At 41.0% G+C, this 24466-nt stretch carries 24 protein-coding genes and 1 pseudogene; 10 read left to right on the top strand and 15 right to left on the bottom strand.

The genetic code is table 11. The annotated features are described in order from the left end of the window. Nucleotides 1-32: 32 nt before the first annotated feature. Genes leuD through M3593_RS10695 form a run of 3 tightly spaced genes read right to left on the bottom strand, consistent with a single transcriptional unit; the run spans nucleotide 33 to nucleotide 3266 of the window. Complete coding sequence (leuD, locus tag M3593_RS10705) at nucleotides 33-623, bottom strand: 3-isopropylmalate dehydratase small subunit (protein ID WP_251541501.1); 591 nt, start codon at nucleotides 621-623, stop codon at nucleotides 33-35. Continuing rightward, nucleotides 620-2044 carry a 3-isopropylmalate dehydratase large subunit gene (gene leuC, locus M3593_RS10700; protein ID WP_251541503.1) on the bottom strand — a complete coding sequence of 475 codons (1425 nt, stop codon included), beginning with the start codon at nucleotides 2042-2044 and terminating at the stop codon, nucleotides 620-622. Before leuC ends, leuD begins: the two co-directional genes overlap by 4 nt. 13 nt (nucleotides 2045-2057) lie before the next feature. Next, complete coding sequence (locus M3593_RS10695; protein WP_251541505.1) at nucleotides 2058-3266, bottom strand: CaiB/BaiF CoA transferase family protein; 1209 nt, start codon at nucleotides 3264-3266, stop codon at nucleotides 2058-2060. A 200-nt stretch (nucleotides 3267-3466) separates the two neighbouring features. Here M3593_RS10695 and M3593_RS10690 point away from each other — a divergent pair, with 200 nt between their 5' ends. Further along, a complete protein-coding gene (locus M3593_RS10690) occupies nucleotides 3467-4135 on the top strand; it encodes a GntR family transcriptional regulator (RefSeq protein WP_251541506.1) in 669 nt (222 codons plus the stop codon). Then, entirely contained in the window at nucleotides 4135-5025 is an 891-nt protein-coding gene (locus M3593_RS10685) for a hydroxymethylglutaryl-CoA lyase (protein WP_251541508.1), read from the top strand. The genes M3593_RS10690 and M3593_RS10685 overlap by 1 nt, the downstream gene beginning before the upstream one ends. A 128-nt stretch (nucleotides 5026-5153) precedes the next feature. On the opposite strand, the gene M3593_RS10680 is transcribed toward M3593_RS10685, so the two are convergent. After that, complete coding sequence (locus tag M3593_RS10680) at nucleotides 5154-5594, bottom strand: DUF4275 family protein (protein ID WP_251541510.1); 441 nt, start codon at nucleotides 5592-5594, stop codon at nucleotides 5154-5156. 218 nt (nucleotides 5595-5812) lie between these two features. On the opposite strand from M3593_RS10680, the gene M3593_RS10675 reads away from it, so the two are divergent. From M3593_RS10675 to M3593_RS10655, 5 genes are all read left to right on the top strand, one after another. Then, complete coding sequence (locus M3593_RS10675) at nucleotides 5813-7933, top strand: MMPL family transporter (protein WP_251541512.1); 2121 nt, start codon at nucleotides 5813-5815, stop codon at nucleotides 7931-7933. A gap of 47 nt (nucleotides 7934-7980) precedes the next feature. Next, nucleotides 7981-8652 (top strand): response regulator transcription factor, encoded by a 672-nt coding sequence (locus tag M3593_RS10670; RefSeq protein WP_251541513.1) that lies wholly within the window; start codon nucleotides 7981-7983, stop codon nucleotides 8650-8652. Beyond that, a complete protein-coding gene (locus M3593_RS10665) occupies nucleotides 8649-10040 on the top strand; it encodes a sensor histidine kinase (protein WP_251541515.1) in 1392 nt (463 codons plus the stop codon). The genes M3593_RS10670 and M3593_RS10665 overlap by 4 nt, the downstream gene beginning before the upstream one ends. 3 nt (nucleotides 10041-10043) lie before the next feature. Continuing rightward, nucleotides 10044-10433: a hypothetical protein gene (locus tag M3593_RS10660; RefSeq protein WP_144475784.1), complete on the top strand. Its 390-nt coding sequence runs from the start codon at nucleotides 10044-10046 to the stop codon at nucleotides 10431-10433. Nucleotides 10434-10788: 355 nt separating this feature from the next. Further along, on the top strand, nucleotides 10789-11031 hold the full coding sequence (locus M3593_RS10655) for an ATP synthase subunit c family protein (protein WP_222125061.1): 243 nt from the start codon (nucleotides 10789-10791) through the stop codon (nucleotides 11029-11031). 261 nt (nucleotides 11032-11292) lie between these two features. Here the strand turns inward: M3593_RS10655 and M3593_RS10650 are convergent, their stop codons facing one another. The 3 genes from M3593_RS10650 to M3593_RS10640 all read right to left on the bottom strand — a co-directional run bounded on the left by M3593_RS10650 (nucleotide 11293) and on the right by M3593_RS10640 (nucleotide 14302). Then, nucleotides 11293-12516: an MFS transporter gene (locus tag M3593_RS10650; RefSeq protein ID WP_251542304.1), complete on the bottom strand. Its 1224-nt coding sequence runs from the start codon at nucleotides 12514-12516 to the stop codon at nucleotides 11293-11295. Nucleotides 12517-12753: 237 nt separating this feature from the next. Further along, a complete protein-coding gene (locus tag M3593_RS10645) occupies nucleotides 12754-13410 on the bottom strand; it encodes an ArsR/SmtB family transcription factor (protein ID WP_251541518.1) in 657 nt (218 codons plus the stop codon). Nucleotides 13411-13804: 394 nt separating this feature from the next. Then, a complete protein-coding gene (locus M3593_RS10640; protein WP_251541519.1) occupies nucleotides 13805-14302 on the bottom strand; it encodes a DinB family protein in 498 nt (165 codons plus the stop codon). A 648-nt stretch (nucleotides 14303-14950) separates the two neighbouring features. Between M3593_RS10640 and M3593_RS10635 the strand changes: the two genes are divergently transcribed. Continuing rightward, the gene (locus tag M3593_RS10635) at nucleotides 14951-16507 is read left to right on the top strand and encodes an amidase family protein (protein ID WP_251541521.1); all 1557 of its coding nucleotides are present in this window, start codon (nucleotides 14951-14953) and stop codon (nucleotides 16505-16507) included. Between the two features lie 163 nt (nucleotides 16508-16670). On the opposite strand, the gene M3593_RS10630 is transcribed toward M3593_RS10635, so the two are convergent. Continuing rightward, on the bottom strand, nucleotides 16671-17204 hold the full coding sequence (locus M3593_RS10630) for a P-loop nucleotide/nucleoside kinase family protein (RefSeq protein WP_251541523.1): 534 nt from the start codon (nucleotides 17202-17204) through the stop codon (nucleotides 16671-16673). A 113-nt stretch (nucleotides 17205-17317) separates the two neighbouring features. Between M3593_RS10630 and M3593_RS10625 the strand changes: the two genes are divergently transcribed. Further along, entirely contained in the window at nucleotides 17318-17938 is a 621-nt protein-coding gene (locus tag M3593_RS10625; RefSeq protein ID WP_144475789.1) for an NAD(P)-dependent oxidoreductase, read from the top strand. Between the two features lie 116 nt (nucleotides 17939-18054). Here the strand turns inward: M3593_RS10625 and M3593_RS10620 are convergent, their stop codons facing one another. The 6 genes and pseudogenes from M3593_RS10620 to M3593_RS10595 all read right to left on the bottom strand — a co-directional run bounded on the left by M3593_RS10620 (nucleotide 18055) and on the right by M3593_RS10595 (nucleotide 21910). Then, on the bottom strand, nucleotides 18055-18258 hold the full coding sequence (locus M3593_RS10620; protein WP_144475790.1) for a hypothetical protein: 204 nt from the start codon (nucleotides 18256-18258) through the stop codon (nucleotides 18055-18057). Between the two features lie 87 nt (nucleotides 18259-18345). Continuing rightward, the gene (locus tag M3593_RS10615; RefSeq protein WP_251541525.1) at nucleotides 18346-18753 is read right to left on the bottom strand and encodes a DUF4362 domain-containing protein; all 408 of its coding nucleotides are present in this window, start codon (nucleotides 18751-18753) and stop codon (nucleotides 18346-18348) included. A gap of 304 nt (nucleotides 18754-19057) precedes the next feature. Next, on the bottom strand, nucleotides 19058-19981 hold the full coding sequence (locus M3593_RS10610; RefSeq protein WP_251541528.1) for a DNA/RNA non-specific endonuclease: 924 nt from the start codon (nucleotides 19979-19981) through the stop codon (nucleotides 19058-19060). A 210-nt stretch (nucleotides 19982-20191) separates the two neighbouring features. Then, nucleotides 20192-20335: pseudogene (locus tag M3593_RS10605) on the bottom strand (excalibur calcium-binding domain-containing protein); the annotation flags it as partial. A 422-nt stretch (nucleotides 20336-20757) separates the two neighbouring features. Beyond that, a complete protein-coding gene (locus M3593_RS10600; RefSeq protein WP_251541530.1) occupies nucleotides 20758-21282 on the bottom strand; it encodes a ribonuclease H-like YkuK family protein in 525 nt (174 codons plus the stop codon). Nucleotides 21283-21814: 532 nt separating this feature from the next. Further along, nucleotides 21815-21910, bottom strand: coding sequence for a putative holin-like toxin (locus tag M3593_RS10595; RefSeq protein ID WP_251541532.1), 96 nt, complete (start codon nucleotides 21908-21910; stop codon nucleotides 21815-21817). A 254-nt stretch (nucleotides 21911-22164) separates the two neighbouring features. Here M3593_RS10595 and M3593_RS10590 point away from each other — a divergent pair, with 254 nt between their 5' ends. Then, complete coding sequence (locus tag M3593_RS10590; RefSeq protein WP_251541534.1) at nucleotides 22165-23109, top strand: aldo/keto reductase family protein; 945 nt, start codon at nucleotides 22165-22167, stop codon at nucleotides 23107-23109. Nucleotides 23110-23360: 251 nt separating this feature from the next. On the opposite strand, the gene M3593_RS10585 is transcribed toward M3593_RS10590, so the two are convergent. After that, a complete protein-coding gene (locus M3593_RS10585) occupies nucleotides 23361-24203 on the bottom strand; it encodes an STAS domain-containing protein (RefSeq protein WP_251541536.1) in 843 nt (280 codons plus the stop codon). Between the last annotated feature and the right edge of the window lie 263 nt (nucleotides 24204-24466).

Below are 24466 nucleotides of genomic sequence, written 5' to 3'. Positions count from 1 at the left end.
GCCACCCGCCTTTATAGTTATTAATTTATAGATCACACCATCGAATAAAAAATCCGATGCTGTTTCTCAAATTCTAGTAACTTCTCCACATCCTTAAGGGTTGTGCCAATCTCATCCAACCCTTCTATTAAAAGTTCCTTTCTATAAGCTTCAATTTCAAAGAAAGCAAAGACTCCATCAGAATCGCTGATTTTCTGCTCTTGTAAATCTACCGTTAATTTATATCCGGGTTTCTCAGAAGCATTCTTAAAAAGGCGATCAATCAATGATTCTTCTAAAACAATGGGCAACAGGCCGTTTTTAAAGGAATTGTTATAAAAGATATCCGCAAACGAAGGAGCCAAAATGACCTTGAATCCAAAGTCTGTCAGCGCCCAGGGTGCGTGCTCCCGAGAAGAACCGCAGCCAAAGTTTTTTCTGGTCAATAAAATGGATGCATCCTTGTACTCTGGATCATTAAGGACAAATCCAGGCTGTTCTCTCCATTCATGGAAAAGAAATTGTCCGTATCCCGTACGTTCGATCCGTTTTAAAAATTGCCTTGGGATAATTGCGTCAGTATCAATATTCTCATGATCCAACGGAGCAACCTTTCCTGTGTGAATTACAAATGCCTCACTCAAGATCCTACCTCCTCATCCATTTTTACTTTCCAATTCCTAACATCGGTAAAGTACCCGGTGATCGCTGCAGCTGCCGCCATTTCCGGGCTGACTAAATGGGTTCTGGCCTTTCTGCCCTGGCGTCCTTCAAAGTTGCGGTTGGAAGTGGAGGCACATCGCTCTTCAGGAAGGACAATGTCATCATTCATCCCAAGGCACATACTGCAACCTGCCTCACGCCATTCGAAACCAGCATCGGTGAATATATTGTCAATCCCTTCTGCTTCAGCCTGCTCTTTTACAAGCTGAGACCCAGGGACGATAAGAGCACGGACATGTTCGTTCACCTTGTAACCGTTAACAATTTTTGCCGCTCTCCTCAAATCTTCTAGACGACTGTTTGTACATGACCCGATAAACACGGTGTCTATAGGGATTTCACTGATTGGAGTGTTAGGTTCAAGCCCCATATATTTGAGTGCCTTTTCCACACCCTTTCTTTTCCCTTCAGCAAAGTCCTGCGGATTTGGAACACTTTCTGTAATTCCGCAAACCTGTCCAGGATTCGTTCCCCAGGTAACCTGCGGGACAACAGTGGAGGCATCAAACTGAACTTCTAAATCAAATCGCGCATCCTCATCAGTATAGAGCTGATTCCAGAATAACTCTGCTTCACTCCATTCTTCCCCTTGAGGTGCAAACTCCCTTCCTTTCAAATAGTCAAGTGTCGTTTGATCTGGTGCAATTAAACCTGCCCGTGCCCCGAATTCAATGGACATATTACAGATAGTCATTCTCTCTTCCATCGTAAGCGCTTTAATCGCTTCCCCACGATATTCAACAACATATCCTGTAGCAAAGTCGTGCCCGAATTTTCCGATGATGGCTAGAATTAAATCTTTGGCAGCTGTACCAAGTGGAAGATTCCCTTCGATGTTTATTGCAAGTGTCTTAGCCTTATATTGTTTAAGTGTCTGAGTTGCCAGAACATGTTCCACTTCACTTGTTCCAATGCCAAAAGCCAATGCTCCAAAGGCTCCATGTGTAGAGGTATGGCTATCCCCGCAGACTATTGTTTGTCCTGGCTGCGTAAGGCCAAGCTCAGGTGCCATCACATGAACAATCCCCTGATTAGGACTGAATAAGTCAAACAGCTTAATACCAAACTCCCTGCAGTTTTCAGCCAATGCTTCAACTTGCTTTTTTGCAATCTCATCTTTAATAGGAAGCAACCTATTCCTGGTTGGGATACTATGATCCATTGTCGCAATGGTTAAATCTGGCCTTCTTACCTTCCTGTTTTTGAGTCTTAGTCCCTCAAAAGCCTGAGGGGATGTCACTTCATGAACGAGATGCAAATCAATATACAGAATAGTAGGTTTCCCAGTTTCCTCTTTGACAGTATGCCTCTCCCAAATCTTTTCATATAAGGTCTTTCCCAACGTTCTCCCCTCCTTAGATTACATTTCGGTCCCGAAGCTCACTTATTTTTGCTTCATCAAATTTAAGCAATCCTGTGTATACCTCTTCGTTGTGTTTTCCCATCGTTTCGGCTCCTACTTCCTTCACCTGGCCCGGGGTTCGGCTAAGTTTCGGTACTACACCTGGCATTGGGAACTCACCAAGCTGAGGATGTTCCATCTTAATGATCATTTCACGTGCCTGGTAATGTGGATCCTCTAGAATATCCTTGGCGGAATAAATCAGGCCAGATGGCACCCCCTTCTCGTCCAGTCTTTTGAGTGCTTCTTTAGCCGTTAGTGATTTAGTCCACTCCTCGATCAGCATATCGAGAACCTTCATGTTTTCACCGCGGGCATGGTGTGTGGAAAACCTCGGATCATCAGACAGCTCAGGCTGTTCCATGGCTTCGCATAGTCTTCGAAATACACCATCCGCATTGGCTCCGATTACGATGTATGTTTTATCTCCTGTAAAATAAATATTGGATGGTGCCACACCAGGCAGGATATTGCCCATTCGCTCCCTTATATAACCAGCCAGCAAGTAATCCGGAATGATGCTTTCCATGACTGAAAAGACGGATTCATATAAAGCGGTATCTACGACCTGCCCCTTGCCTGATCTGCCTCTTTCATGCAGGGCCACAAGACAGCCTATTGTCGCAAATAACGCAGTCAATGTATCACCGATGGAAACACCGACACGAGAGGGTGGCCTGTCTTCGAACCCGGTCACATAACGGAGTCCCCCCATTGCTTCCCCCACACTGCCAAAGCCTGCCCGGTTCTTGTACGGCCCAGACTGTCCAAAACCTGAAGTACGCACCATGATTAATTTTGGATTGATCTCCGACAGTGTTTCATAAGATAAATTCCACTTCTCCATGGTTCCTGGCCTGAAGTTCTCTATAATAATGTCTGCTTCCTTAACCAATTCCTTTAATATTTCCTGGCCTTCTTCTACTCTCAGATTAAGCGTAATGGATTTTTTGTTCCTCGATTGAATAGGCCACCAGAGGCCGACTCCATCTTTTGACTTCCCCCAGCTTCTCATAGGATCGGATTTTCCCGGAGGCTCTACCTTGATTACTTCCGCTCCAAAATCACCTAAGAGTCTTCCTGTAAAAGGTCCAGCTAAAAGAGTTCCTAACTCAATGACCCTTATGTTTGAAAGTGGTAATGCTGCATTAACTTCTGCCAATTTACTACCTCCTTGCAATTGATTAAACAATGACAAAATTCTGAAATCTTACGAAAATCATAATCCTTTGTATACAATAAATCAAGAATTTATTTTTAGTTTTTTAAAATCACCAATATTTTCAACGTTCTCTGTATATTTGTCAGAAAAATCTTGCAATAATTAAAAGCTTTTGTATACAATGGTACTGAGGTGTTGAAATGAGTGCATATGAATTTATTAAAGACGCAATCCTTACCGGTAAATTTGAACCCGGCTTGCGGCTTACAGAGGAATCTTTAGCCAAGGAATTAAATATTAGCCGAACTCCTGTCAGAGAAGCGATAAAACAATTAGAATCTGAAGGATTAATCATTTCTTTAAAACGCGGAGTGAGTGTGCGCCAATTCACTCAAGAAGATATTAGGCAGATTTATGACCTGCGCACCCTGCTGGAGGGTTATGCAGCTGGGCAGGCGGCCATTCACAGGAATGATGAGGATATTGCCAAAATCAAGGAAGCAAATCTTTTTTATGAAAAAGCCATCGAAAGCTATATTGAAAATAAATCCTCTACGATTGAACAGATTGTCCATGCAAATCAACAATTTCACGAAGCAATTGTTACTGCTTCAAAAAATGAGCACATCTATTTCCATATTTCAAAAGTAGTGGTTGTACCCTTAGTTTTCCGTTCTTTTTATTGGTACGATTCTTCCAAGCTCCGCAGGTCCCTTGATACACATAAAACGATTTTGGATGCAATAGTGCAACGAGATTCAGATAGAGCGAAAATCGCCATGCATGAGCATGTTTACCAGGGGCGTGATATTGTCATGGCGCACTTGGAAGATATAAAAAATGAATATGTTATGAAGGAGGATGCTTAATGCTGGAAATTTGCGAGGTAGGTCCTAGGGATGGTCTGCAAAATGAGAAAAAAATTCTATCCACAGAAACCAAAGTGACATTGATAGAGAAGTTGATCGATTCTGGAATTACCTATATAGAAGCTGTTTCATTCGTAAACCCAAGGGTTGTTCCCCAAATGGCGGATGCCGAGGAAGTAATGAATCAAGTTCCCAAATCCAATGGAATTACCTATGCAGGTTTAGTTTTAAGCAAGTCAGGTCTCGAACGGGCCGTAAAGACAGACATCGATGTGATTCATATAGTGACGACAACGAGTGATACCTTTAATTTAAAAAACGCCCGCAGGACTGTTGAAGAAGCAACTCAGGAGTTAACCTCGGTAATGAAGGCAGGAATCAGTGCTGGAAAGAGAGCAGTGGGTGTATTGGGTACAGCATTTGGCTGCCCATATGAAGGTAATGTCCCTTTTGACAGGGTTCTAAAAACGGCTGAAGCCTTCCTTGAAGCCGGCTTCGAAAAAATTACTCTAGCTGATACAACAGGCATGGCAAACCCAGCCCAGGTTCAAGCAGCTGTATCGGAGTTTACTAAAGCGTTTGGCACATCAATCCCTCTTGGCCTTCATTTCCATAATACCAGAGGCTTAGGCCTGGCTAATATTCTTGCCGGATATAACGCAGGAGTACGTTCATTCGATTCCTCTATCGCAGGTCTCGGCGGATGCCCTTTTGCTCCTAATGCAGTCGGAAATGTTTGTACCGAGGATATGGTCAATATGTTCCACAGCATGGGAATCCATACTGGAACTAAATTGGAAGAATTGATTGAAATCGCGCAATGGATGGAACACAATATGGAACGTCCATTAGCTGGGATGTTAATGAAAGCAGGGGTTTGTTCGGCGTAATTTAAACCGCTGGATTATAGTCTAAACAAGCAGCCTGATAGTCAAGAGTCCGATTCGAAATCGAATCGGACTTTTGACTTTTAAATTCGCTGTTTTCACTTTTCTTCATTGAAAAATTTGAGACCTTCTCAACATTTGCAAAAAAACGGCCCGATCCACCCATGTTCATGGGTGACGACAAATGTCCACTTAAATTCTCGATCGACAATATATAAATCGGCATGCTCCCCATCAGCCAACAGAAGGTCCTCTGCCTTCAAATCGGATACTTCCTCTACAAGGAATACCTCATCCGCATGTTGGAAGAATATCAGGCAAGTATTTTTATATTGTTGATTGAATGCCAGTACCGCTTGTTCTTCCTTCTCACACACTCTCTTTTCATAACTGAACACATGCCATAGAAATCCGCTTGAGCCGCTATCTGTATGGAGATGAATCTGCTTTTTTTCCATAGGACTCAAATGCGATACGAATGCTTCCTCCCATTTTTTTCTTAAATCGTTCCCGTATTCTTTTGTTTTGCTGACTTGTATTTTTTTGCTTTTTAGTTTGTGAAAGAAGTCCATGCCTTGCCTCCTGTTTACTATCCATTACTACATCATTCGCCTTTTGGATAGATTAATCCTCTTATGAATTGTAACTGAAAGTTGAGGTTGTGTTTATTTTCATAGTTTATGATGTTCAATGTTCAGTACTCGTTCTAATCTCCCCTAACCCCTTAAATTCCCAGAACGAGTGCTGAAGGTAAACTCGATACAGTAACGAACATAGGAGGCTATTATTCATGAAGAAATTGCTTTATTCCATCACCGACTGGGTTTCAACGAAACGCGGGATGTGGATTACGATCATCGCCTGGCTAGTGTTGATGGTTGGCTTGAGTGCAGGCCCTCAGCTTGGCGATTACAAAGTGAACAACTTTCAATCTCTCCCGGATGATGCAAAATCGATCATCGCGCAAAATAAAACGGAGGATTTTTTCCCGAATGAACAGGGCACTCCGGGTATTCTTGTATTCCATAATGAAAAAGGCGACATCAATCTTGATGATGTGAATCAAATCCTCGATGGCATTATTTCGGAGGATATCGAAGGAATCAGAAACATCGTAGATACCCGTTCTCTCCCGCCTCAGGCACTGAGCGGTTTTATTTCCGAGGATAAATCGACGATGATTGTCCCGATGGAACTGGAACAGGGATTGGGCAATGATGAGTATGCTGAGATCAATGACCGTGCAACCGAAATTGGCACAGGTATCGCCGACAAGCTTGAAAGCACTTCTTTCTATATTACTGGTCCTGCAGGAATTGCTGGGGATACCATTAAGCTGTTTGAACGGGCAGATTTCATGTTGTTACTTGCTACAGTCGGAATCATCCTGATCCTGCTGATTGTCATTTATCGTTCACCTTTGCTGGCGATTATTCCTTTATTGGCGACAGTCATCGTGTATCAGGTTGTGAACCAGAGTGTTGCCCTTATGGGTGCAGGAGGATTGGAGATCAATAACCAAACGACCTCAATCATGAGCATCCTGCTTTTCGCAGCAGTCATTGACTATTCTTTATTTGTCTTCTCACGTTTCCGCGAGGAGCTGAATCATTACGAAAATAAATTCGATGCAATGAAGCAAGCAATGCGTGCAACAGGGGAGCCTGTCTTTTTTGCCGGCGGAACTGTGCTGGCTGCGATGCTTGTGCTTCTGTTCGCCGATTTCCGCGATTATCAGAACTTTGCTCCGATTTTCGGAACAGCGATGTTCTTCATCATGCTTGCTTCCGTTACCCTGGTGCCTGCATTGTTCACCCTATTCGGACGCAAGGCTTTCTGGCCTAAGGTTCCTAGGTATGGGAAGGAAACAGAAGTTAAGCATGGGGTCTGGGGACCGATTGCCCAATTTGTAGTCAACAAACCTGGCCTTTCCGGAGGGATTGTCGGAATTTTGCTCGTCCTTTCCGCGTTGAATGTCTTCAATCTTGATTATGAATTCGACATGGTGAAAAGCTTCCCTGAAGATTTGCCTTCCCGTGTCGGTTATGAAATAGTGGAACAGAGATATGATAAGGGAGAACTTGCCCCTACCACGCTGTTGATTGAAAGTGACAATAAGTTAACTGAAGAAAATGTTAAGGAAATCTCCGATACATTGAATGATGAAAAAGAAATTGCTTCGATTCGTCCGGCAGGATTAACAGAAAATGGCGAAGCGGCAAAATTCAGCATTGCACTCGATATGAATCCATACTCAATAGAAGCAATGGACTACATCGAAAAACTAAGGGACGATGCCCCTCAAATACTCGATGATTTAGGGCTGAACGCTGACGCTTATTTCAGCGGGATCACGCCGAAGCTTGTCGATGAGCGAGAAGTCAACAACGGTGACATCCTTAAGATCGTCCTGCTGGAAACAGCTCTGATCCTTGGTTTGCTCGTTGTCCTGACACGAAGTGTGAAAATGTCCATTTACATGATGGCCACCATCCTGCTTTCGTATGTATCTGCGCTTGGCCTCGGTGTATTCCTGATTGACGCCCTGTTCGGATATGATGCGATCAGCACACGTGTTCCGGTATATGCTTTTATCTTCCTTGTGGCCCTGGGAATCGATTATAATATTATTCTGGCTTCCCGTTTTATCGAAGAACGTAAGAATCACAAAGTGAAAGATGCTTTGGAAATTTCCATTCGCAACACGGGCGGTGTCATTTCATCAGCAGGGGTCATTTTGGCGGCTACATTCGCTGCTCTGACGACGATGCCAATCGCTGACCTGTTCATCTTCGGATTCATGGTCGCTGTCGGCATCCTGATCGATACTTTCCTTGTCCGCGGCATGCTTTTACCGGCACTGATCCTTTTCTTTGAAAAAGATAAACAAACAAGTCCTGAGATTCAATAAGGAACGGAGAGGCCTCCTCTCCCCTTCCTTTTAAGGAGGCATGACCAATGAGAATCCTGGTCGTTGATGATGATATAAATATCCAAAGACTCGTGACGATCCATTTGTCCCAGGAAGGATACCAGGTTATCAGGGCAAATGATGCCGAGGAGGCTTTATCCTTATTGGAAAGGCAAAATGTTGATCTGGCGATTGTCGACGTGATGATGCCCGGCATGAATGGCTTCGAGCTGACAAGAATCCTGACCGATGATTGGCAAATCCCTGTCATCCTCCTTACCGCTAAGGGTCAACTGAGCGATAAGGAAGAAGGGTTCCTGTCAGGCAGCGAGGATTATATTGTAAAACCTTTTGAAGTGAAGGAACTTTTGTTCAGGGTGGCTGTCGTCCTAAGGCGCATGCAGCGTGCTGTCGACTCCTTGATACTGGTGGGAAATATGAAGATTGATCGGAACAGCTTCGAAGTCGAAATCAATCAGGAGACGATTCTGTTTCCATTGAAAGAGTTTGAGCTGCTCAGCATCCTGGCATCGCGTTTGAATAAAACAACCCCTCGTGCGTATTTGATCGAGCAGGCGTGGGGAGCGGATTATGAAGGCAGCGAACAAACGCTCAACACTCATATCAACAGGATACGGGATCGCCTGAAAAAGCATGTGGCTACTGTAGAAATCCAAACAATCCGTGGGATTGGCTATAGACTTGAGGAATTGAAGTGAAGACATTGTACAGGAAGTTCATCATCGCCACCCTGCTAATCCTCGGGATCAGCATCGTGATTGCCTTCATACTTGCCAACTGGGTATATATGACTTCGACAAAGGAACGGATTGACTCACAAAATGTAAAGGTTGCCGAAGAGGTTGCTTCAAGTCTGGAGCAAATGCACTCGACCTCCCACTTAAGTTTCACGGGTTATTTGGATTCCATAAGTAAACTGGGGTATCAAATCTATGTTTTAAGTGAATCTGGCGAGGAGTTTGAGTTTGGCGAACCTTTTTCGAAAAAGAACCTGCCAGCTGAGGCAAAGAGGGTTATAGAGCAGAAGAAAATCTACCATGGAATGGACAGTTCCGCCTCGCCATGGATGATGAGTCATTTTTCCAACCAGCTTGGCAATACGGTCGGAGTCCCCTTTACAATTGGAGAGGAGGACTATGGGTTGTACCTGAGGCCCAATAACAAATTGTTATTCTCCGATGTGCATGTCATTTTCGCCTGGTTTTTTGTCGCAGTTTCCATCGTGAGTATTACCGGGGTAATCTGGTTTGCCAAACATTTGATCCAGCCAATCACCAAGCTGACAGAGGCAACCAGGGAAATCACCAGGGAAAACTTCAACTTCCCATTGAACATCCATCGCAAGGATGAAATCGGCCAGCTTGCCGAGAGCTTCAGCACGATGCAGGTTCAATTGCAGCATAATGATGAAGCAAGAAAATCCTTTATCAATAACGTGTCCCATGATTTTCAATCACCGCTGATGAATATCCAGGGATACGCGGAGCTGTTAAAAACGCAGGCGCTCGACGACGAGCATCGTGAATATGTTGAAATCATCGACCAGGAATCCAAGCGGCTGTCCAACTTGACGAAACAATTGCTGCTTCTTACCTCGCTTGATCAAAAATCGTATCCGATGAAACGTGGAATTACAAGGATTGACACGCAAATTAAGGAAACTGTCAGAAGGCATCAATGGCGATTGGAGGAAAAGGAGATCGAAATCTCTTACCACCTCCCCCCTGCCACGATTCTTGCTGATCCCGAACTATTGATGACGGTATGGGACAACCTTTTAACAAATGCGATTAAATACAATCAACCTGAAGGCAGCATTTTTATCCAGCTTGCGCAAACCGATGAAGCCATCAACATCACATTCAAGGATAGCGGAATCGGAATGAGCCTGGATCAGGCCTCGAAGATTTTCGAACGATTTTACCGTGTCGATGCCGCACGCAAAAAAGATGGAACCGGTTTGGGCCTGTCGATTGTCAAACATATTATTGAATTGCACAACGGAAAAATTGAAGTGGAGAGCGAGCTTCAAAAAGGTACGACTTTTACAATAAAGCTCCCTATAGAAAAACAGACGGAGGAATAAAAAATGGAACAAACTTGGAGTATTCGACTAATACGATTCGCAGCGATCTTTGGACTGATTGGAACTTTCATGGGCTCACATATGGCGGGTGCCGGCGACTATGCCATGCGCCCAATCCACGCCCATATTCTGCTTGTCGGCTGGCTATCCGTATTCGCCTGGGGTATTTTTTACAAAAACTATCAAATCAAATATAAAAAACTCGTATCCATCCACAGCATTACCGGTATGGTCGGTGCACTAGGACTCACTGTCGGAATGTGGATGTACAACCTCAACCCATTCAATCTGGGCGAAACATTCGTAATGGTCCTTTTCATCGTCGGCGGATCATTGCTGTTGCTGGCCTTTATCCTGTTTGTCGTCGTTACGTTTTTTATTGAGAAGAACTAGGATAATGTAAGCTGGCAAATTCGCTAATCTGGGACTGCATTGAATAAGAAATGACCCACTAAATTAGAGAAACAGGTTCGGTTTTAAATACGTTTAAACAGTATTCTTCTCATATAGCTTGCAAATAACTATATTTCCAAAGAAACTCAGAGGCTTAATAGCCCTGAGTTTTTTTATTTTACCAGATCAGTCACCTATTGAGTTTTTTGCTCTCCTAAGGAGATGCGTAGGTGAAACTCAGCGAGCAAGAACTGATTAAGCTTTACCTTAAGCGCTAAAGATGGACACTAGTCGGCGCGGGCTCATGAGCTCTTGAATATATTGTTAAATGACTATATTGAGAGAAGGTGATATCATGAAAACTTTCATCCAATGCTGTATAGGAGCTGGGCTGGCTTTATTGGGTTTTATAGGAATAGGCTATGGTCTTGGGGTTGCAGGCGCTGCAGCTTTAGAAGGAATAGCGAGGCAGCCTGAGGCAACAGATAGGATCGCGAATGTTCTGTTCTTTTTAGTTGTGATTCCTGAATTGATTTTGGCTTTTTTATTAGCAAAGGTTGCATTAAGGATTCATAATTGTGGAGATCATAAAGATTGAGTCAGAGAGTAGTGGTTTTACGCCACTACTTTTTGCAGTCTGGGGATGACCAATGAATATGAAGAAGCACGCAGATACTTTATAAATATTCTTCAATCACTTTTTTCTTCTTTTACAATATAGCTCCCTCAATAAAAGAATCGAAAACCCTGGAATGTCCTTTAACATCTTCTCTTCATTAAATTCATATTGCTTTTTACCAATACTGAATAGATTACAAAAAGGAGCAGAAACCTTCATGAGTTCACTGTTCCTATCCAATCAATAATTATTCGTTTCCTGTAGTCTCACTTTTGAAAGCACGCCAGAAAGAAAAGGTAGTAATGCAACTAACCCAATTGCCCAATTGACCCCTAAAATATCTGCAATGATACCAGCCATTAATGCACCGAATGCATAGCCGCTATCACGCCAGAAACGGTAGACTCCCATTGAGGAAGCCCTCCATTCTGGTCCAGCAACGTCGCTTATCGCAGCCTGCAATGTTGGATAAACCATTGCAGTTCCCAGCCCCAGTAACATTGCCCCTGCAATCCACAACCAATATTGATCAGCAGCGAGAATTAACCATAATGCAGCAGCTTGTGTCCACATGCCGTATGTTATTAGTACTTTTCTGCCAATCTTATCGCTTAATGTCCCAGTGAATAATTGAAAGATTCCCCAGGCAGCCGGATATACAGCTACAATCGTACCTATTTGCCCGACAGTTAACCCAGCGGCAGTGAAATAGATCGGAAATAGACCCCAGGCCATTCCATCCTTCAAATTCGTGGATAATCCAGCAAAGCTGATGCTTGATAGACTTTTATCCTTCCAAGTTGTTTGCGCAAATACTTCTTTTGCTGATTTAGTCAGCTCAGAAGTTCCTGCTCCATTTCTTAAGATTTGAAGCTTTAAATGCTCTCCTGTATCCTTAACAATTAATGATAGCAGAATCCCTACCACTACAATGGCGATTCCAACATAGAATGGCTCTGGCCTTAATGAATAAGATGAGGCAATATATCCTGAAACAGCAGCCATAATCGCCACACCAGAATAACCAGCAAACTCATTCAAACCTACTGCGGTACCGCGCTGGTTTGTCTTTGATATATCAATTTTCATATTCACCGTCATCGACCATGCCAGTCCCTGGTTAATCCCGAGCAGGATATTCGCTACAATGATGACCCACCATGCATGTGCAAATATAATGAGGATTGGCACGAAAAGACCTACAGACCAACCGAGTAATAATACTTTCTTACGTCCAAGCCGGTCCGCAATTTGTCCTGCGAAATAGTTTACAATGGCTTTAGAAAATCCAAAGCTGATTATGAAGGATAATGCAGCACTGGCAGATGCCAGACCGAACTGTTCCTCTCCCAGCAAAGGAAGAACTGTCCGTTCAATCCCGACCATCGAACCAACAAACAGGTTGGTTACAACTAATAAGACGAACTGAAGGATGTTTTCCTTAATTCCGATTTTAGGTTGCATCAATATAACCCTCCATGAAGAAAGCTTTAAAAAATCAGGCTTTTAATTATTACCTTCCTTGATTCTCTTTTCTCATTTCCTTGAAATTCTCTGGCTGTGGCAGAACATTTTCCGTCATGAACCGGGCAAATCCATTTACAAGCACTCCGCGGAAAGACTTGCGCAGCCAAACTAATATGATGCTGGAACGGATTCATTTTAATATTGACGAAATAACATTTTTCTTGCTCCTATGATTTAATGTTGGATCTGCTTCCACTCATTTATTCCCGCATCAAGTAAGGTGGCACGAAAACCCTTTGACTTTAAAAGTTCTACCGCTTCAGTCGCATAAACACAATATGGTCCGCGACAGTATGCCACAATTTCTTTATCCTTTGGCAATGAGTCAAGGTGGTCTTCAAGTTCCGAAATAGGGACTGATAAGGCATGAGGCAAATGATCGTGCTTATATTCTTCAACTGGCCTTACATCCAATAAGGTAATTACATTCCTATTCAATTTTTCATCTAATTCCTCAAGCGAGATAGAACTTAGTGAATTTTCTCTTAGAATGTGGCCTTCCCTAACTTTATTTACATCTGATATGCGGTCCTCCGCTGTCCCTCTTAAAGCCAAAACAAACATTAACACCTGTTCACTTGCCAGTCGATAGATCACATAGTTTTTATCCTTTGAGTATGTGACGACCTTCGCATCAAGCAAGGTTTGCAAATGTTTGGATGTATTAGCTATGCTCATTTGAGTATCCGCTGCTAAAGCTTCCACTGTTTTTGGCCCTTGAGTTAGCAGGTCAAGCAGTTCAATTCTCTTTGGGCTGGAAATCGCTTTTCCAATCCGGGCGAACTCTCCGTATACGAAATCTTTAAATTCCCGAGCTTCTATATAGACCACCTCCAAAATCCATTCGACTATTCAACTGATTGGTTGAATAGTATCACGTGAATTTATTTTTGTAAATGCGTTTAATTTCCAACATTAATAAAACCATGCCATAGTTTTACCTTTTGGCATGGTTTTAGTATTTAAGTTTTTTATTTTCATCAGTTTACTACTTAATCGATTTCTTCTTAGGTTAAAAAAAGCTGTCTAAACGACAGCTCCAATTTCGATTTTAATTTTTCCTTTGATATTCAATTTGCACCAAATAACAAAAAGCGGAAATATAAATTGCTCCTAATATCCCTCCGACCTCTTGACCGTTTTACCATATAAAATGAAAATGGCTAAGCAACGTCAACACTACTTCTACGTCCTAGGATGAATAACAGGCATTGATTATGGCTCTTTAGGACCAATCAACGCCACCCCAAGAGGATTGCAACTTTCGCAACAGAACAATTTGGCCGAGATGATACGTATCGTGCATCATGATATTGCTAAGTAAACGCTCAATGGAGTATCTGTCAGCTGCATAAGGAGCTTTTAACTTTTCATCGTCCAGGTCCGCAATGACCGTTTTTAATTCATTCATAACTTCATTAAGGCGCTGCACTGTCCTAGCCCATTCAATTTCGTCTTCTGGATTCCCTGGATTTCCAAAGGTTGTTTCATTTTCTTCTGCCTTTTGTGGATTCTCTGTACCATTAATTCGATGGATTACGTCTTCATTCCAAAATATCAAGTGGTTAACAATCTGCCAAATCGAATTGCTAATTCCCGAACTTGTCCATGCTGCTTCAGCTGCGACGACTCCATGAAGCGCCTGATCTATTGATGCAAACCATTCGTTCTCGTGGAAATGCATGTCGTGTTGTTCTAAAAATATGTTGGTTACACCTTTCATACTATCAATCTCCTTACTGTTTAATGTAATCTTTAAAACTTAAAGCAGGAAAAAAAATGATTATGGTATAAATTAATGGTCCTAAAAATTAATTGGTTCCTACAATATTTCACACTACTTACTGACCTAGTTCTACTTCTCTCCAACATGGCAGGATAATTCGAAATTTCCGGAGGCAATAACTTCAGTACAAAGTGTCATTCTTTCGCATAAAATAAGATTGTCTCCCATTTAACTAAACAATTTTGTCTCCCTTCTTTTATTTTGAAAATACACATTGATAACTATGACTTATTCGGCTAATCCAGCTTTCATTCCTTCATCACGACAAATAAAGTACTCTATATTGGAAAACTTTTAGCTATCTACTCTAAAGGGTACATTTTATTTTTTCATGCTTTAAGTTAACTTCCTAAACATCCCTTTATCATTTTATTCAGTCCCCCTTGAAGGTAGGCTTAAGATAATTCTCAAACTTCTTATTGAGGCACTTGGCATCGTAACTTGCCTGTTCAAGTAGAATAAAATGAATCCTTCCTAATGGCCAATATTCCCTATATAACCAGTTATTTCATTACCTTCCTCTTATATACAGTATAAATATAGATTGATATATTCTAATTATTCCGAAAATGAAAGGGGTCCCGTATGAAAAATTGGTATAACAAATTTATAGTTTTCTTTATTGCTCTAGTAATGGCTTTGGGGGCGTACGCAGCCCCAATAGATGCTGTTGCTAATTCAGGAAGCCCCGCCGCTGAAAGAGTTTTATCCATTGAGATTGAGGAAGCAACAATATTTGAATTGCAGCATGCTATGCAGAGCGGCAGGTTAACCTCTGAGGAATTGGTTCAATTCTATCTCAATCGGATAGAGGAGTATGATGACAGCATTAACTCAATCATTACGCTTGACGAAAATGTATTAGAAGAAGCGAAACAACTAGATAAAGAGAGAAAAGCGGGAAAAGTTCGCGGAGCCTTGCATGGAATTCCGGTTATATTAAAAGATAACTATGATACATACGATATGCAAACTACTGCAGGATCTCTGTCACTTGAAGGCTCCGTCCCTCTAAATGATGCATATCAAACTAAAAGATTAAGAGATGAAGGTGCAATCATCTTAGGCAAAGCGAATCTGCATGAATTTGCTTTCGGATTCCAAACCATCAGTTCCCTTGGCGGACAAACCTATAATCCATATGATTTAACAAGATACCCAGGAGGATCAAGCGGTGGTACGGCAGCCGCGGTTGCTTCCAACTTTGCCACTGTCGGATTAGGGACAGACACTGGCGGGTCCATCCGAATACCTTCGTCCTTTAATAACCTTGTCGGACTGCGCCCTACTATGGGACTTGCAAGCCGGGATGGAATCATTCCGCTTGCACTATCCCAGGATGTCGGCGGACCGATGGGTCGTACCGTTGAAGATGTGGCTATCGTGCTCGATGCCATTGCTGGCTATGATCCAGCAGATCCTGTTACAGAGGCCAGTAACGGAAACGTTCCCAAAACCTATACTCATTACCTTAAGAAAAATGGATTAAAGAAAGCTCGGATAGGCGTTATTCGCGACCTGTATGGGAAAGATCCTCAAGTCAATAAAGTAATGGATCAAGCGATTGCGGACATGGAAGTACTTGGAGCAGAAGTGTTCGAGGTAACAGTCCCCAATCTTAGTTCAATTCTTTCTTATCCAAGCTTAAGCGGATACGAATTTAAATTTCAGTTAAATGACTATTTGGCTGCCCTTGGACCGGATGCACCTGTAAGAACGTTATCAGATATTATCGAAAGCGGGAAGTTCCATCCAAGTCTGGAAAGTGGCTTGAAATCCCGTAATGAAAGAGAATCATTAGAAAATGATCAGGAATATCAAGACATTATTACAAATCGTCCTAAATTGGCAAGGGAAAGCTTAATGGCAACGTTTAATGAACATGGGCTTGATGCACTGCTCTATCCAACTTCGAGTGCTTTACCGGCACAGGTAGGCAAAAGCCAGGGTGCAGGGAATGCAAATCGCTTAAGTCCTTATTCAGGATTCCCCGCAATCTCGGTTCCTGCTGGCTTCAGTGACAACGGCCTTCCAGTCGGGCTCGAGCTGCTGGGAAAAGAATTCGACGAACCAACATTGATTAAACTAGCCTACGCTTATCAAGAAGCAACCAACCATCGAAAGGCGCCTGAACTTAAATAAGAACCTCCATAGAAAAGAGGTCAGTCCAACCATCCTCGTAAGTTTTTGAAGCAATAAAACCTGTAAAAGTAAGTGTTTTATAATGATGCGATTATTCAATAAGAATAATCGCATCTTCCCTTTTTAGCGGGAGTTACGTGTAAAGAAGTTTTATTAGAATGCTTCAATTTTCAATTACAATTTCTCCTTCACCTACTGGTATTTCAAAACCACTAAGGTAGTCAGTTAATATCTGTTCTGTGATAGTAAAGGCAGCATTTGCATCAAAACGTTGGCTTCGTAACTTAAGTCGTTCACGCAAATCGTTTGGATGGACTTTCAAATAGAATAGTTTCCATTCACCGCCAGCCTCTTCAATTATCTGTTTATATTGGTTCCTTCTTGAACGTTGCCAGAAACTAAAGTCAATTACCACCTGTCGTTTATCCTGAACTAACTCTACTAGTTGATTCCTTAATTTTCTTTCTGCATTTTCCTTGTATTCCTCATAATTTTCAACTGGGTAATCAATGCCATACCGACCATTAGTAGCCCAAATTTCTTCATCGATTGAAAGACGTACAAATCCTTGTTTTTCTATTTGCTGGGCTAATGTAGTTTTACCGGAACCTGCTACCCCACACATCATTATTACTAAAGAGGTATTACCGTCTCGTTCAAGATTTATCAGGCCATCTAAATATAATTTCTTAAACATCGGCGTACTCCCCCTTATTTACAACTTTAATTAAATTTACGCACCCGTTTTAAGCAAACAATAAAATGGCCTTTATAGTAAAATATTAGTACTTTAAAAAAGGAGCTCAACGTATGAATATATTAGTTTTAGGTGCAACTGGTCGAGTTGGAAGTCAGATAGTTTCTTTTGCTCTTCTCGACAGACATCATGTTACTGTATTAGTCCGCACTCCAGAGAAAATCGAAATAAATAATGAAAATTTAACTATTATTCAAGGAAATGTTTTAAATAAAGAAGATATAGTACAGGCAATGCATGGGATTGATGTGGTAATCAGTGCGTTAAATACTGATGGCATATCCACTTTATCAGAAAGTATGCCATTAATTATTGAAGCAATGGAAAACGAAGGTATTAATCGAATAATAACGGTTGGAACTGCAGGTATTCTGCAAAGCAGAATTACCCCAGCAATTCTCCGTTATCAATCAACTGAATCAAAGCGGAAGTCAACTCGTGCTGCCGAAGAACATCATAAAGTTTACGATCTGCTCAAACAATCTAAGCTCGAATGGACTATTGTCTGTCCTACTTACTTGCCAATTGGAGAACGGCTAGGCAAATATCGAATAAGCAGAGACTTTTTGCCAGAGGGTGGAACCGAAATATCTGTACAGGATACAGCAGAATTTACTTATAAGCAAATAAGTACAAACGACTATAAAAAATCGCGAGTAGGAATCGCATATTAGTAATTCTAATACTACTTATCATTGGAAATAATTTCGAAAAAGGAAGCGCAATTTTCTGCTTCCTTTAATACTTTTTTATAAGTAAACTTAATATGGGTATAGCCAAACTTTTTCCGTTAACCTTTTATAACATTTAAAATAATCAGAAATATTTTTTCGTCATTAAATTCCCCTATATTTATCACCTGATGTACTTCGACCTTTTCACCTTCTTTTAAGCTTACTAAATTTATGGCAGATTCTATTGCCTTTGTAAAAGAAAAGTCTTCGTAAACCCTCTTTATTGCCCATTCAATAAATATCTGGTTATTAATCCTCAACTATTATTACCTCATTTCATAAGTTTTAGGTGTAATAGAGGTTTTCGGATTTTAAACTGTGATTCCTTATAGAAAACCTAACTTTGTTCAATTACCCTCTGCCAAGTGATATGGTATTTTATACCCTTCGCATCCCATGATGGTATATTTGTTTCCTTCAAATGAGATATTCTTGCAAATAAAAGTGCTTATCTCACCACTGCCAAACTCATCTCTAGTCGAATCGTTTGTAACTTCTAGTTGCTCTCCGTTATATTTTAAATCAGTTAGAATTGGGTCTCCTTCCTTCGTGTAATTAACTACACGAATATGATCCTTTTGCCCAGTTTCTGTGTTATTAATAAAGTCTTTTAATCTAGTTTCATTAACTAGTCCATCACTGTTTCTATTCACAATGTCAGATTCTGTAGGAACATAGTTTTTCTCTATATCCCCACACCCCACAATCAACAAAAAGATCATACTAATAGCTATAAAAAACAAATATCTTCTCATAAATTTCCCTCCAATCCATCAGCCATTAAAAGAAAGTTCCACTTCTTAATTTACATCCACTTTTACACTTCACTACAACTATACATCTATTACCAACTTAATATTAACATATATATCCATTTATGATTTCAGAAGCATTTATATGTATTCATATTCATCTTAAGTGGGAAGTGAATAAAAAAACTCGTCAAGACTGACGAGTTGATTTCCTTGTTTACTTTGCTATCCGCTTGTTCTTATTTTAGCCACTATTTACATAACACTTAAAAAATATCCCTATGTTCAGGCTCGGAATTCCAGGGGCTTACTCTCCTACCATCCCGTCCTTATCAGCATCGTGCATATATGGGTATAACCAATGATCACTCGTTATTGGCATACTGAAACCTGCTGCTTTGGCTTCTTTAATCGTCACCTGTCCATTACCGTCAGTATCAACACTAGAAACATCATCGTTTGTGTTGGAACTATTTGAATCAGAAGGATCACTGCCTGTTAAACCAAGTGATGCGTTTACTTCATCTGGGTTCACATTATCAAATTTATCAATGATCTTGTTACCCATTAAAGTATAGGTATACTGATAGCTGGAAGGAATCTGGGTTTCCGTATTCGGATATGTGATAATTGCTTCAAAATCAGTGGCTCCACCAGCGCTACGGATCACCTCTTCCATATAAGCTTGATCACCATGTCGGTTGAGAGTAATATCTTGCGGTGTAATATTATAAGCATTCGATACCCCTCCGAGAGAATCAGCAATGATGTGTCCTTCATCTAAAACGTCACTTTCAACACCTGGAACCTTTGCTTCGTCAGAATAGTATCGTCCAGAAGATAATACAGGTTCGTTACGGTCATCTTGTAGAATGATTTCATCAGCAATGACACGCACTAGTTGACCGTATTCATTAGTAAATGCCCAATATTCACGTTCCCCATAACCAATATCAACGACGACATTAGGTTCACGATATCCAGACAAATCACCGCCATCAACTTCAATAAGTTTGTAGCCTGAGAACAGCTCATTATTTTGTTGGGATGGCGTTTCCTCCACATCAACATCCGTAGTGTTAGTTTCTTCTTTTTCACTATTTGTATTAACTGTGGTTACTTCTTGTGGTTCTGTTTCTCGATCCGTATCCGATGCATCTTCTACATTGGTACAACCAACCATAGAGATAATCGTTATAAGTAAGATTAAATAGTTCAATTTCTTTTTCATTTAGGACTCTCCTGTAATTGTTTCCTATAATCATTCTATAACTCTTGGAATGTAAACATACTTAACTTCATAAACCTATTGATTATATTATAATCCAAGATTAACTTAATTACATTAGTGTTCAGTATGAAGAATCACATCAAGGAAATAAATATCTAATCTTTTTATTTGAGAACGAATTATTCATGGATATTTTAAAGTGATAGTTAATTATCTTTCACAAGCAAAATTATCTTTATCTCTATCCATTTTAGGTTGATAGGCTGGATGATCAGCAGGCACACCATTTGGATATTTTTTTCTTAGTTCAGTGCAATTGGCAAAGACCTCTGATCCCCCACTTGAGGCTGCTTCTTCCTTTGCTTTGGCCTCTGCTTCTGCCTTTGCTTTAGCTTCTGCTTCTGCCTTCGCTTTGGCTTCTGCTTCTGCCTTCGCTTTGGCTTCTGCTTCTGCCTTTGCTTTAGCTTCTGCTTCTGCCTTCGCTTTGGCCTCCGCTTCTGCCTTCGCTTTGGCCTCCGCTTCTGTCTTCACTTTGGCCTCCGCTTCTGCCTTCATTTTGGCTTCTGCTTCTGCCATTGCTTTGGTTTCTGACTTTGCTTTATCATCAGAACTTTTCTCCTCACTCTTATCCTCTGCTTTGGAGGCCTTCGAACTTTCAGATGAACAAGCACCTAAACTAAAAATTAAAAATAAAACCAACAAACCTACTAAATACTTTTTCAATTAAATAACCCCCATAATTTTTTTCTATCATTGAATAATAAAGTGAACACCCCTTATTTCGTATATCTGTTCGCATAACTGGAGGCCACAAATGAATCAGGCTTTATTTGTGCTTCGAGCCCGACCGATTCGATACGCTTAATCATTTCATCCACATATATTCTCGTTTTATTTTTTGCCCCCAGGCCCAGATCCAAATGTCCCACCATCTTGAAACTGGCACCTTTTTTAACATATGGAAGCAATAGGTCGATTATTTGTTTTTGTTTTTGCGGAGTGAACATGCAGGCAACTTCTTGCGTGAAGTTTGTTTCCAACGAAATCTTCTCCTGCAAGGCTTCAATTTTTCTTCCTATATCAACTGAACGGTAGCAAGCCCATACACCTTTTCCTTCACGTTGTATGACAACTCCTGTGATGAAACGGGTGTAGTAACCATGCACTTGAGAGTCGGTGCCAATGATTAATCTGTGGTTGCCATTTGGCTGCACTTTGATGAACGACAATATATGCTGGAAGACCTCTTCAAAATCCATATTCCGTTTTGACAAATTCTGAAAACCTTGTTGAAGTTTCATTTCATTCACCTGCAATTCGGAGAATAGTCGTACTCATTTATATGCTACGATAGAGGTGGATATCAGCATTTCTGCTTCTTTATAATCTGATTCGATGGTGAAGCATGTCGTTCGCCAAGATATTTACTTTACTCCTTCAAAATAACTATAGTTACTAAAAGGTCAATTAAAAAAGCTTCCGGATGCAACCGTAAACTTAATATACAGCATCTGCTTGAAGTGCAGAGGCCATCATGTTGAATGAGAAGTGACCAACGCAAACTATTGGCGTTGCAGGGTAGGTCATTTCTTTTTGTTTGCAGAAATACCTAATGCGAGTACGTAAAATAATCACAATCTCATGGCAACTTAATGCCATAATATTTACTTTTCGATTTAAAACTGTTTATAATATACATGAATAGTCCATATATTAAGAAAGAGCTTCCGGGTGCAACCGGAAACTCAGGTGTACAGCAAGCTGCTTGAAGTGCAGCGGCCACTACTTGAATAAGAAATGATCTACTCAAACAATTGGCGTTGCAGGGGTAGGTCATTTCTTTTTGTTTGCAGAAATACCTAATGCGACTACGGCAATGACTAGAGTTGCAAAACTAATCATCATATTCATTGCTTCGTACGTAACCATCAGCGGCACCCCCTTTCCTAAGAAAGTGAGGAATGGCCGCTGCCCACCCCGCATTTACTGTACCTAGATAATTATACCATAGGAATGTACGTTCGCACATAATGCAAACATTGTCTTATGTCTACTAAATAATAACCATTTCAAAATACGATAGGTCTCCTTTCTTTCGATTTCCGAAGAAAAAAATAGACCTGTCATCCTTCCTGTTTTATAGTGTAAGTATTAAGTAAATTCTAAAAACAGGAGGTTTTTACATGGAATATCGCCGCTTAGGCAACACGGGGTTGAAAGTAAGTGAAATTAGTCTTGGCAGCTGGCTTACATATGGCGGGTATGTGGAAGAGCAAAATGCGGTTGATTCGATTGATTTAGCGTATGAATCTGGAATCAATTTCTTTGATACTGCAAATGTCTATATCCGGGGCGAGGCTGAAAAAGTGGTCGGCAAAGCATTGTCCAAATACCCTAGAAGTTCGTATGTACTAGCAACAAAGGTATTTGGAAAAATGGGTGATGGCCCGAACGATCAGGGGCTTTCACGCAAGCATATCATTGAGCAATGCGATGCAAGCCTGAAGAGGCTAGGAATGGATTACATTGATATCTATTATTGCCACCGATACCATCAGGAAACCCCGCTGGAAGAAACATTGCGTGCTCTTGATGATTTGGTAAGACAGGGAAAGGTATTTTATCTTGGTGTCAGCGAATGGACAGCTGAACAAATTACCGAAGCGGTCCATCTTGCTGATAAAAAGCTTCTAGATAGAATTGTCGTCAACCAGCCGAATTACAGCATGCTGCACCGTAACATAGAAAATGAGATCATCCCTGTCAGCGAAAAGCATGGGATTGGCCAGGTTGTTTTCTCTCCACTAGCACAAGGTGTGCTCACAGGAAAGTACTCAAAAGACCAGATGGCACCTGAAGGCAGCCGAGCAGCACAGCAGAATACAAATATGTCCCACATCCTTACACAACAAAACCTTGAAAAAGTGGAACAGTTAAAATCCGTGGCAGCTGAAGAAAATTTAAGTTTAGCACAGCTCTCTATTGCATGGATTTTAAGACAGCCAAACGTGTCAAGTGCAATTGTAGGTGCAAGCCGCCCACAACAGCTAGAGGAAAACGTAAAAGCCTCAGGCGTGAAATTGTCAAATGATGTTCTAGATAGAATCAATGAAATCCTTAACGGGTAATAGAATACAAAAAACCAAAGGCTTCGTTTTCACTCGTGAATCCTTTGGTTTATTTTTTATGGTTCAAAGAGATCTTTGGTCTTCAAAAGGTATACCTTTAATCCTGTTTCGACCTGGGTTTTAGGCTTGCTCAACAAACATGACTGAAATAAGCACCCTGTTTATAGCCCACCATTTCCTGAATGGATCTAATTGCTTTCAGAAGCCGGTACCTTTTATCGATCTTCTATTAGTACTAGCTATAATTTAATCTACCGACCAACCTTCTGCAATGCTTGCTGTAATGTGTTAAAGGTCCTTACTCCCTTTAAATCAATACCAAGCTGGACAGATGTCATGGCTACCTCCGGTTTAATACCTGATAGAACCGTTTCGATGCCAAGAAGAGATGACACCTGAATGATTGAGTAAATTTGCTGTGCTACCATTGTATCAACAACGGGGACACCTGATAAATCAATATATAGCCTGTCCACTTTCATCTCGATGCATTTGGCTGGAACAGTCTCCAATATCTTTTTTGCCCTTTCGGTATCTATATCCCCTATCAGCGGCAAGACAGCACTCGTATCTCCTAACGGAATAATCGGGGCACCTAATTCAGTGATTAAATCATGCTGGGCTTTCATCCGATCCCTTGTGATGAGATAGTATTTTTTCGAAAATTCCTGGATCAACAAATCAAATGCCGAATGAATCGAATGATTCCAGTTTAGTAAGTGGTCCTTGGTAATGACATCTCCCTGTTCAGCGATATAGAAGCCTAAAAAATCCATTATGACTATTCGAAAGCGGTGGACAGCTTCAAGCACTTCATAAATTGGAGTTCCTAAATCTGCCCGACTCTGCGCCACCATCGCTGCCCATTGCTCGTGATTTTCATGATATTCTTTCTTATCATCCAGTAATGAGCTGGCGATTGTCTTTGTAGTCAAAGCGTTCTGCTCCCTCAAAAGCATTTCGTACTTTTGATCAGCATCAGCAGAATAGATGGAATCTGCCCTTCTCTCTCTCATCTGTAACCATTGATCAGCTAGTGCCGTTTTATTTTCCATAAGTGCTTTATACAATTTTTCATTCCAATTTTTTGTCATTGGTTACCCCTATTTTCTCCATTAAATTCGTATGTAAATGTAATTGATCCTTTTGTTTGTTAATTCATTTCTTTCAAAAAGGATATGTGAGACTAGGTATCATTATATTTGACGGATATTCGATTATGTAAAGCTTCTCTGTAAATTACACGAATTTAGGAATGTCTGAATACTATTGATTTTACTAGATAAGGTAAATGGTGTCTAATTAAGCAGAATGTTCATTGACAACGCAAAGCCTATAATAAAACACTTACAGACAG

Origin of the sequence: Mesobacillus sp. MER 48, from assembly GCF_023714225.1 — a bacterium.
Classification (GTDB): domain Bacteria; phylum Bacillota; class Bacilli; order Bacillales; family Cytobacillaceae; genus Mesobacillus; species Mesobacillus oceanisediminis_A.
The sequence above is the reverse complement of the archived record's forward strand: the minus strand, read 5'-3'. Positions and strand labels throughout refer to the sequence as shown.